At 71.3% G+C, this 2,555-nt stretch carries 3 protein-coding genes; all 3 read left to right on the top strand.

Translation table 11 applies throughout. The features are described 5' to 3' along the window. Positions 1 to 434: tripartite tricarboxylate transporter TctB family protein (locus PROKR_RS11665; protein WP_036963359.1), on the top strand; the 434-nt coding region annotated here is incomplete at its 5' end. 35 nt (positions 435 to 469) lie between these two features. Continuing rightward, a complete protein-coding gene (locus PROKR_RS11670; protein WP_036963362.1) occupies positions 470 to 2,035 on the top strand; it encodes a tripartite tricarboxylate transporter permease in 1,566 nt (521 codons plus the stop codon). Further along, a complete protein-coding gene (locus tag PROKR_RS11675; protein ID WP_036963364.1) occupies positions 2,032 to 2,427 on the top strand; it encodes a universal stress protein in 396 nt (131 codons plus the stop codon). Before PROKR_RS11670 ends, PROKR_RS11675 begins: the two co-directional genes overlap by 4 nt. Positions 2,428 to 2,555: the final 128 nt, after the last annotated feature.

Consider the following 2,555-nt stretch of genomic DNA (forward strand, 5'->3'; position numbering starts at 1 on the left):
CGGGCCCGGTCGCGAACCTCGCGGCCGGCCTGGTCACGGCCGGCGTCGGCGTCCTCGGGGCGGTGACGGCGCTCGGTCTGGGCCTCGGCACCCTGAACCAGCCCGGCGCGGGGCTGTGGCCGCTGGCGATCAGCGTCGCCGTGATCGTCCTGTCCCTCGCCCAGGTGTTCATCGGACGCCGGGGCGGCGACGGCGAGAAGTTCTCCCGGTACTCGTGGCTCTCCCTGGTGGGTCTCGCGACCCTGCTGGGACTTGTGGCGCTGCTGCCCGTGATCGGCTTCGAGATCCCCGCCCTGGTGCTGAGCCTCGTCTGGATGAAGTTCCTCGGCGGCGAGTCCTGGCGCTCCGCCGTCCTGTACTCGGTGCTCGTGGTCGGGGTGCTGTACGGGGTCTTCGTCGGCGCGCTCGGCACCAACGTCCCGCACCTCTTCTGACCGCACCGCAGGTCTGATCCGCAAGGGAGACGCACGTGGAATCACTGCAGAACGTAGCCGCCGGGTTCGCCGTCGTGCTCGAACCGACGAACCTGCTGTACTGCCTCGTCGGGGTGGTCATCGGCATGCTCATCGGGGTGCTGCCGGGCCTCGGCCCGGCGGCCACCATCGCCATCCTGCTCCCGCTCACCTACGGCGTGGAGCCGGTCACCGCCATCATCATGCTCGCCGGGATCTTCTACGGCGCCCAGTACGGCGGCACCATCACGTCCGTGCTGCTGCGCCTGCCGGGCGAGGCCAGCTCGGTGGTCACGGTCCTGGACGGGCACGCGCTCGCCAGGAAGGGCAAGGCCGGCACGGCGCTGGGCGTCGCCGCCGTCGGGTCGTTCATCGGTGGCACCGTCGCCATCGTCGGACTGACCTTCCTGGCCCCCGTCGTGGCGGGCTTCGCCCTCGACTTCGGGCCGCCCGAGTACGCCGCCCTGGCGCTGCTGGGCATCCTCCTGGTCTCGACCATCGCGTCCGGCGCCAAGGTCAAGGCGCTCATCGCCGCCGCGATCGGCCTGCTGCTGGCCACCGTCGGACGCGACGCCTTCACGGGCGCCGAACGCTTCACGTTCGACAGCCTGAGCCTGGCCGACGGCATCGACTTCGTGCCCGTCGCGATGGGTCTGTTCGGCCTCGGCGAGATCCTCTACAACCTGGAGGAGCGGCACCGCGCCGTGCACGCGCCCGGCAAGGTCGCCAACGTCTGGCCGTCGCGCAAGGACCTCAAGGAGTCGTCGGGCGCCGTCGCTCGCGGGTCGGTGCTCGGGTTCTTCCTCGGCATCCTGCCCGGCGGCGGCGCGACCATCGCGTCCATGGCCGCCTACGCGGCCGAGAAGAAGCGCGCCAAGGACCCGAGCCGGTTCGGCAAGGGCGCCATCGAGGGCGTGGCCGGGCCGGAGACGGCGAACAACGCCGCCGCCACAAGCTCCTTCATCCCGCTGCTCACGCTCGGCATCCCCGCCAACGCGACGATGGCGCTCATGTTCGGCGCGCTGCTCATCCAGGGCATCACACCCGGCCCGCAGCTCGTGTCCGAGCACCCCGAGCTGTTCTGGGGCGTCGTCAACTCGATGTACATCGGCAACGTGCTGCTTCTGATCATGTCGATCCCGCTGGTCGGCGTGTTCGTCCGCATCCTGCGGGTTCGCGCGGCGATCCTGGCGCCGGTCACGGCCCTGATCACCATGATCGGCGCCTACACCATCAACAACTCCGTGTTCGACGTCCTGCTGGTCGTCGTCTTCGGGGCGGTCGGGTACCTGATGAAGAAGTTCGGCTTCGAGCCAGGGCCGCTCGTCCTGGCGTTCGTGCTGGGCTCGCTGCTGGAGTCCAGCCTGCGGCGCTCGCTGCTGATGTTCGACGGTTCGGCCGCGGGCTTCTTCACCCGGCCCATCTCCGCGACGCTGCTGGTGGTGTTCGTGGTGGTGGCCGTGCTGCCGCTGATCCGTGCCGTCCGCGAGCGGCGGGCGGCCGCGGTGCCGGCTGGTGCCCGGGCCGCTGGTGGGTCGTCCGACGGTGCGTCGGCGAAGAACCGAGAGGAAGAGTCAGTATGAGCATCGTCGTCGGCTACGTGCCCACGCCCGCGGGGGAGGCCGCCGTCAGGGCGGCGACCGCCGAGGCCGCGCTGAGGGGCGAGGACCTCCTGGTGATCAACTCGGCCCGCGAGGGCGCGGTGGTCGAGACCACCGTCGCGGCCGAGGAGGACCTGGACCGGGTGGTCGAGCAGGCCGCCGCGGCGGGCGTGGCGGCCAAGGTGGTGCGCGGCACGCACCGGGACGACTTCACCGACGAGATCCTGGACCTGGCCGACCAGCACGACGCCTCGCTGATCGTGATCGGCCTGCGCCGCCGCAGCACGGTCGGCAAGTTCATCATGGGCTCGGTGGCGCAGCGCATCCTGCTCCAGGCCGACCGCCCGGTCCTGGCGGTCAAGCCCCCGCGCTGACCCGCGGGCCGGCCGGCCCAGGCGCGATGTCGACCACAGCAGTTGCTGCCGGAATTCCGTCCCGCCCGGCAGCAACTGCTGTGGTCGACGTCGTTGCCTGACGGCGGCGGGCGGGTCGGTCAGCGGGC

The organism is Promicromonospora kroppenstedtii DSM 19349 (assembly GCF_000515355.1).
In the GTDB taxonomy this organism is placed as follows: domain Bacteria; phylum Actinomycetota; class Actinomycetes; order Actinomycetales; family Cellulomonadaceae; genus Promicromonospora; species Promicromonospora kroppenstedtii.

What these genes read in the sequence shown, in the direction of transcription:
- PROKR_RS11675 (WP_036963364.1), top strand. Translation starts at nt 2,032, where the DNA reads ATGAGCATCGTCGTCGGCTACGTGCCCACGCCCGCGGGGGAGGCCGCC.